This is a genomic window from Kitasatospora sp. NPDC047058, from assembly GCF_040643935.1.
Classification (GTDB): domain Bacteria; phylum Actinomycetota; class Actinomycetes; order Streptomycetales; family Streptomycetaceae; genus Kitasatospora.
On the sequence record NZ_JBEYVJ010000401.1, the window covers coordinates 1 to 5,848 of the forward strand.

Annotated in this window: 8 protein-coding genes and 1 pseudogene; 3 read left to right on the forward strand and 6 right to left on the reverse strand. The window is 75.7% G+C overall.

Going from position 1 to position 5,848, the window contains the following annotated elements:
- Window positions 1-233: pseudogene (locus tag ABZ885_RS33895) on the forward strand (hypothetical protein); the annotation flags it as partial.
- Window positions 217-468 carry a CDGSH iron-sulfur domain-containing protein gene (locus ABZ885_RS33900; protein WP_360197365.1) on the forward strand — a complete coding sequence of 84 codons (252 nt, stop codon included), beginning with the start codon at window positions 217-219 and terminating at the stop codon, window positions 466-468. The pseudogene ABZ885_RS33895 and the gene ABZ885_RS33900, both read left to right, overlap by 17 nt.
- On the opposite strand, the gene ABZ885_RS33905 is transcribed toward ABZ885_RS33900, so the two are convergent.
- Window positions 427-1,524: an iron-containing redox enzyme family protein gene (locus tag ABZ885_RS33905; protein ID WP_360197368.1), complete on the reverse strand. Its 1,098-nt coding sequence runs from the start codon at window positions 1,522-1,524 to the stop codon at window positions 427-429. The two genes, ABZ885_RS33900 and ABZ885_RS33905, sit on opposite strands and share 42 nt — an antisense overlap.
- Before the next feature lie 130 nt (window positions 1,525-1,654).
- Window positions 1,655-2,329, reverse strand: a complete 675-nt coding sequence (locus tag ABZ885_RS33910; RefSeq protein ID WP_360197370.1) for an HAD family hydrolase — start codon at window positions 2,327-2,329, stop codon at window positions 1,655-1,657.
- 180 nt (window positions 2,330-2,509) lie between these two features.
- On the opposite strand from ABZ885_RS33910, the gene ABZ885_RS33915 reads away from it, so the two are divergent.
- Window positions 2,510-3,289 (forward strand): HAD-IIA family hydrolase, encoded by a 780-nt coding sequence (locus tag ABZ885_RS33915; RefSeq protein ID WP_360197373.1) that lies wholly within the window; start codon window positions 2,510-2,512, stop codon window positions 3,287-3,289.
- A 147-nt stretch (window positions 3,290-3,436) separates the two neighbouring features.
- Here ABZ885_RS33915 and ABZ885_RS33920 read toward each other — a convergent pair whose 3' ends face one another.
- The 4 genes from ABZ885_RS33920 to ABZ885_RS33935 all read right to left on the reverse strand — a co-directional run.
- Entirely contained in the window at window positions 3,437-3,730 is a 294-nt protein-coding gene (locus ABZ885_RS33920) for a helix-turn-helix domain-containing protein (protein WP_360197376.1), read from the reverse strand.
- A 7-nt stretch (window positions 3,731-3,737) separates the two neighbouring features.
- Window positions 3,738-4,244, reverse strand: a complete 507-nt coding sequence (locus ABZ885_RS33925) for a hemerythrin domain-containing protein (protein WP_360197379.1) — start codon at window positions 4,242-4,244, stop codon at window positions 3,738-3,740.
- A gap of 94 nt (window positions 4,245-4,338) precedes the next feature.
- Window positions 4,339-4,764 (reverse strand): hypothetical protein, encoded by a 426-nt coding sequence (locus tag ABZ885_RS33930; RefSeq protein WP_360197382.1) that lies wholly within the window; start codon window positions 4,762-4,764, stop codon window positions 4,339-4,341.
- A gap of 112 nt (window positions 4,765-4,876) precedes the next feature.
- Window positions 4,877-5,848 (reverse strand): PP2C family protein-serine/threonine phosphatase (locus tag ABZ885_RS33935; RefSeq protein ID WP_360197385.1); only part of this gene is annotated, 972 nt, incomplete at its 5' end.

Consider the following 5,848-nt stretch of genomic DNA (forward strand, 5'->3'; position numbering starts at 1 on the left):
TGCTGCTCGTCGTGCAGTCCTCGCTCGCGGACCTGCCGGCCACGCTGGCGGCGCTGCGTGCAGGCGGGCTGCGCACGACGGTGGCGGCGCGCCGGCGGCAGGCCTTCGGACCGGTGATGACGGCGTACGCCGCCGTGTTCGAACGGCTGGGGCTGATCGGGCCGGGTGAGCGCGAGGAGGAACTGGCGGTGGTGCGCGGTGTCCGGGAGCTGCGCGGTGTCCTGGAGCGCTGACCGGGCCGCGACCCGGGTGGTCGTCGTACCGGGCGGTCCGCTGCTGATCGAGGGCCCGGTGGAGGTGGTGCTGCCGGACGGCACGGTCCGGGTCTCCGAGCGCCCGGTGGTGGCGTTGTGCGCCTGCCGCCGGAGCCGGGCCTATCCGTTCTGCGACACCAGCCACCGGCGGCACGCCCGCCCGGAACGGGGCTCAGCCCGGGGAGCCGGGCAGGACGCCGTCGGACAGGGGTGAGCGCAGGGACGTCCGGCCGGTGCGCCAGCAGCCCAGCAGGTGGTCCGCGAAGCGGCCGTCCAGCAGCTCGGCCGCCGCGATGCCGAACGCGATGTCAGGCTCCAACTCCGGTTCGGTGTCCACCAGTTCCTGGATGACCCCGCGACGGACGAGCTGCTCGTGGACGGCGTCCGCCTCGACGTGCTCGCGGTAGAACAGGGTGCCGTCCGGCCCGCCGCCGAGCCGCTCCAGCGCGGTGGCCAGGCGGGCGGCGCCGGGCGAGGAGGTGATCTCGATGGTGGCGAACTGTCCGACGGCCGCACCGCGCAACGCCCGGTGCAGGCCGAAGAGCGTCATCAGGTTGACCACCGCCAGGCTCGGCGCCGGGACCAGGTCGAGGTAGTGCCCGTAGCCGGGATCGAGGCCGAAGGCGGCCATCATCCGGGCGAACAGCAGGGCGTGGGCCCGCTCCGGGCGCCCGGCCCCGTACTCGTCGTACGCGACGGCCATCAGGACCGCCTGGGCGGGCCCGTGGATCCTCGGCAGCACCCACAGCTGCGGGTCCGCCTCCTTGAGGTGGTAGACCGAGCGGTGCACCAGGTACTCGCGGGCATGCCGTAGCCCGCCCTCGGCGAGCAGGAAGTGCGAGGGACCGGAGCCGTCGGGCGGCACCACCAGCAGCCGCTCCAGGGCCTCGGCCAGCGGCGGGACGGGCCCGGCCTCGGCGCGCACCGCGGCGAGGAAGGACCGCTCCAACGCGCGCCGCAACAGCAGCAGTTCGGGCTCCCACTCCCAGCCGGGGTGGACGCCGGGCAGGCCGCGGTCGTGCAGCTCGTAGCAGAGGTGCAGCGCGAGCTGGTGGTCCTCGCCCCACGGATCGGTGAGCGGGCCGGGCGGCACGAGCAGCCGTCCGGCACCGGGCGGCCCGGCGGTGACCAGGCCGAGCACCGCCTCCGACAGCGGCCCGCGCGGGCCGGGGCGGCCGCTCACCGCCCGCTCCCGTGCAGGGCCGGGCAGGGGCGGTTCGGGGTGTTCGGCGGACGGTTCCATCGCGTCCATCGCGGCCTCCTGGCCCATGACGGCCTCCTCGGGCGGGCGGTCCGGTGGGGACGCCGCGGCGGGTACCCGGGGAGCCGGAGTTCACGCCGCCGGGGAGCGGCCCCGGCCCGGCAGGCAGGGAGCCCCCGGAGCACCGCGGCCGGTCGGGTCAGGCCGGGGGCCGGGCGAGCAGGCTGCCGTCGAGGGACTCCAGCAGCTCGGCGGAGTCGCGGTGGATCTCGGCGGCGCCGCAGCCGAGCAGCTCCTGCGCGGCGAAGCCGCCGCTCTCCACGGCCACGCACGGGACGTGGGCCCGGCCGGCGGCCGCGACGTCCCAGACGGTGTCGCCGACGAACACCGCGTGCCCGGGCTCCGCACCCGCCCGGTCCAGGGCGGCCCGGACGAGGTCCGGTGCGGGCTTGGTGGCGGCCACGTCGTCCGCGGTGGTGGCGGCCGCGATCACGTCGTCGGCGTCGAGTGCGCGGCGCAGCACGGTGAGTTCCCGCTGGGAGGCGGAGCTGGCCAGGACGATCCGCCAGCCCCGCTCGGCGCAGGCGCGCAGGAGCCCGGCGGCGTCGGGCAGCGGCTCGATCGCCGGCCAGTGGCGGGCGTAGAGGGCGTCGTGGGCGGCGGTGATCGCCTCGTCGGCGTCGTGGTCGCGGTCCTCGCCCAGCAGGTGGTCGAGGAGCTGGTCGGCGCCCATGCCGACCGCCCGGTGCACCCGGGCGGCGGGAATCGTCCGGTCGTGCTGCCGCAGGGCCTCCCACCAGGAGAGCGTGTGGAAGTAGGTGGTGTCGAGCAGGGTTCCGTCGACGTCGAAGAGCGCCGCCGCGGTCGTGGTCATCGGCCCTTCCTTTCCTCGGCCCCCGGGAGGGGTGTCGCAGCCCCTCGGCCCCGCGGGGTGTCGCAGTGCGGCTATCCGCTGCGGCGGGCCGGAAACGCGCTCTTCACCGCTTTGCCGTCATCTGCCGTGATCTGCCGTGATCTGCCGTGATCTGCCGTGATCTGCCGCTATGGTCGGCGCATGGGACGGGGCGCAGCGGTGCTGCTCGACATCGACGGGGTGCTCACGGTCGGCTGGAAGCCGGTTCCGGGTGCGGTGGCGGCCCTGCGGCGGCTGCACGCGGACGGGGTGCCGTACGTGCTGCTGACCAACACCACCTCGCGCACCGGGGCCTCGATCGCCGACGCGCTCGCGGAGGCGGGGTTCCCGGTCGGGGCCGGGTCCGTGCTGACCGCGCCCGCGGCGGCCGCCGAGCGGCTCGCGGGCCTGCGGTGCCTGCTGCTCAATAGCGGCGACATCCGGGCGGACCTGGCCGGGGTGGAGCTGGTCGAGGAGCCGGAGGACGCCGAGGTGGTGCTGATCGGCGGGGCCGGGCCCGAGTTCGGGTACCGGGAGCTCGACCGGGCCTTCGCGGCGCTGCGGGGCGGGGCCCGGCTCGTCGCGGTGCACCGCAACGCCTACTGGCGGACGGCGGAGGGGCTGCAGCTGGACAGCGGCGCCTTCGTCGCGGGGCTGGAGTACGCGGCCGGCGTGGAGGCCGAGATCCTGGGCAAACCCGCCGGGGCGTTCTTCGCCGGCGCCCTCGCGCACCTGGGCGTGACCGCGGCGGAGGCGGTGATGGTCGGCGACGACATCGAGTCGGACGTGCTCGGGGCGCAGCGGCACGGGATCACGGGTGTGCTGGTGCGCACCGGGAAGGCGGCGCCGGGCGCGCCGGTGCGGGCGGGCGGCGAGCCGGACCACGTGCTCGACTCGGTGGCGGACCTGCCGGAGTTGCTGGCGCGGCTGCGCCAGGGCTGAGGCCGTGGCGCTGAGGCCGCGGCGTCACTCCCGCGGTCCCGCGCAGTCCGGGAACCGTCACCCGGAGGAGTCGCGGTACCGGTGGTACTCGGCCAGGGTGTCGGTCGTCTTCACGGGCTGTCCTCCTGCCCGCCCGGGCGGATCCGGCTAGCGGATCAGGGCTGCCAGCACCTCCTCCAGGGTCGGGCCGCTGTCGGCGGGGTGGCGCAGTTGCTTGCTCGCGTCGACGTGGTAGTGGTTGGCCCGGCCGACCCGTTGGTGGGTGAGGTAGCCGTCCTTCTCGAGGTCGGCGATGATCCGCTGGACGGCACGCTCGGTCAGCAGGCAGCGGGTGGCGATGTCCCGCACCCTGATGCCCGGGTCCCGGGATATCTGCACCAGGACCCGCGCGTGGCTGGTCAGGAACGTCCACTGGCTCCCGGCCGTGCGGTGCTCGTCCACGGTCCCGTCAGCCCTCCAGTGCGTCGGCGATGCGGTGCAGCATCCCGCTCCCGACCGGGTGGCGCGGCGCGGTCTCGCGCACCGCCTGCATGCGCTCGCCCATCTCCTGGAGCTCCTTGCGGCCGAGTGTGGCCCGGACCTGCGGGAACCAGGAGGACTCCTCCTGCTCGATGTGCCGTTCGACCGCGTCGATCAGGACGGCGGTCTTGGCGTCGTAGCCCTCGTCGTCGGGGCTCATCCGGCTCAGCTCCTCGCAGAGCAGGTCGGCCACGTGGTGCTCTTCCTTCGCGCGGTCCATCTCCTCGGCGAGGTCGGGCACCTCCTCGCGGATCCGGGGGTAGACGAGCTCGTCCTCGAGGTAGGTGTGGACGGTCAGCGCCTCGACGATCCGCTGGACCTTCTCGTGCCGCGCGCCGTTGCCGCCGTCCCCGTCGGCGAGCCCGCGGTACTCGCGGAAGAGGCGGCGGACTTCCTTGTGATCCTCCCGCAGCAGGACGATGGCATCGTTCGACATCGCTCGACTCCTCCTCGCCTCGTCGCCGGTTCCCCCGCCCGACCCGGCGTCTCCCCGGGTGGCACCCGGCCAAACGGCCAGGGCGGGCCCGGAGTCAGTCCTCGCCCGGGGATCCGTAACGCGCCTTCCACTCGCGGGCCCGCGCGTTGTGCCAGTCGACGCCCTGCTGCGCCTGCTGCTCGGAGAGGCCGCTCAGTTCGGCGACCACGCTGAGCGGGACGGGCTCCTCGTGGCCGGCGAGTGTCCGGCAGACCTTGGCGGCCCACTGTTCCTCGGGGACGAAGGGACGCAGCCGGTACTGCTCGACCAGGGCGGCCAGGTGGTCCACGGAGCAGGCCGTGAGCACGCGTTTGCCGTCCATCGCCGGGTCGTCGGCGCTCAGCGCCGAGGAGTCCGGCACCAGTGCGCTGAGCAGGTCGATGTCGGCGACGACCTGGCCGCACTGGTCGCACATGTCGTACGCGTCGGCGTCGGCCGCGTCGCCGAACGGGTCCTCCGCGGGTGGTCCGATGTCCTCCATGCCGCTCGCTTACCCCGCGCACGTGCCGCCAACCGGCGACGCCGTCGGCCCGCGGCCCTGGGCCGGCGGGGCCGGCCCTCCAGGACGGTGGCCGCACCGCGGGGGACGCGGGCTACCGCGGCGGGTCGGCGGGCAGGCGGACGGCCAGCAGGCAGCTGTCGTCCGCCGGGTTGGGGCCGCCGAGGCGGGCGGCGATGTGGTCGAGGCAGTCCGCGAGGGCGGGTGCCGTGCACTCCGCGGCCGCGCGCAGCAGGCGCTCGGGGCGGCCGGTGTCGGCGTCACGGCGGTTCAGCAGGCCGTCCGTCCAGAGCAGCACGGCGTCGCCGGGGCGCAGCGGCAACGTGCTGTCCCGGTACGCGGTCTCCGGGAACGCGCCGAGGACGGTACCGGTCGGCCCGTCGGCGAGCAGGGCGGTGCCGGGCCGCAGGACGGCCGGTGGTACGTGCCCGGCGGCACTCCAGGTGAGCGTGCGGGCGGGCGGGTCGATCAGACCGCAGAGCACGCTGGCGATCCGGCGGCTGCCCTGGTGGCAGAGCATGGTGTTGAGCCGGCCGAGCAGGCCGGCCGGGGCCTCGCCGGTGTAGCCGAGCCCGCGCAGGGCGTGCCGGAGTTCGGCCATGCCCACGGCGGCGTCCAGGCCGTGGCCGCTGACGTCCCCGACGGCGAGCAGGACCCGGCCGTCGGGCAGCCCTGCGAGGTCGTACCAGTCGCCGCCCATCCGGGGCCGGTCCGCGGCGGGCAGGTAGCGCTCGGCGTGGTCGACGCCGAGGGTGGCCGGGTCGGGCTCGCCGGGTGCGGCCATGAGGGCGTTCTGCAGGGCGCGCACGGTCCGGTGCTCGGCGGCGGCGCGGTGCCGCTGCTCGGCGAGCCGGGCCCGTACGGCGGTGAGCGCCTGCTCGGTACGGTGCCACCGGGTGACGTCCTGGAGGACTCCCCGGACGGCGCGCAGCCGGCCGTCGGCCGGGTCGGTGACCGCCTCCGCGGTGATCCGGACGGTGCGCGGGATCGCGCCGGCCGGGCCGACGTCGAACTCCAGGGTCGCCGGCCGCCGCCCGACCAGCAGCCGCCGGGCGAGCAGCCGCAC

What these genes read in the sequence shown, in the direction of transcription:
- ABZ885_RS33910 (WP_360197370.1), bottom strand. Translation starts at nt 2,329, where the DNA reads ATGACCACGACCGCGGCGGCGCTCTTCGACGTCGACGGAACCCTGCTC.
- ABZ885_RS33915 (WP_360197373.1), top strand. Translation starts at nt 2,510, where the DNA reads ATGGGACGGGGCGCAGCGGTGCTGCTCGACATCGACGGGGTGCTCACG.
- ABZ885_RS33925 (WP_360197379.1), bottom strand. Translation starts at nt 4,244, where the DNA reads ATGTCGAACGATGCCATCGTCCTGCTGCGGGAGGATCACAAGGAAGTC.
- ABZ885_RS33930 (WP_360197382.1), bottom strand. Translation starts at nt 4,764, where the DNA reads ATGGAGGACATCGGACCACCCGCGGAGGACCCGTTCGGCGACGCGGCC.
- ABZ885_RS33905 (WP_360197368.1), bottom strand. Translation starts at nt 1,524, where the DNA reads ATGGGCCAGGAGGCCGCGATGGACGCGATGGAACCGTCCGCCGAACAC.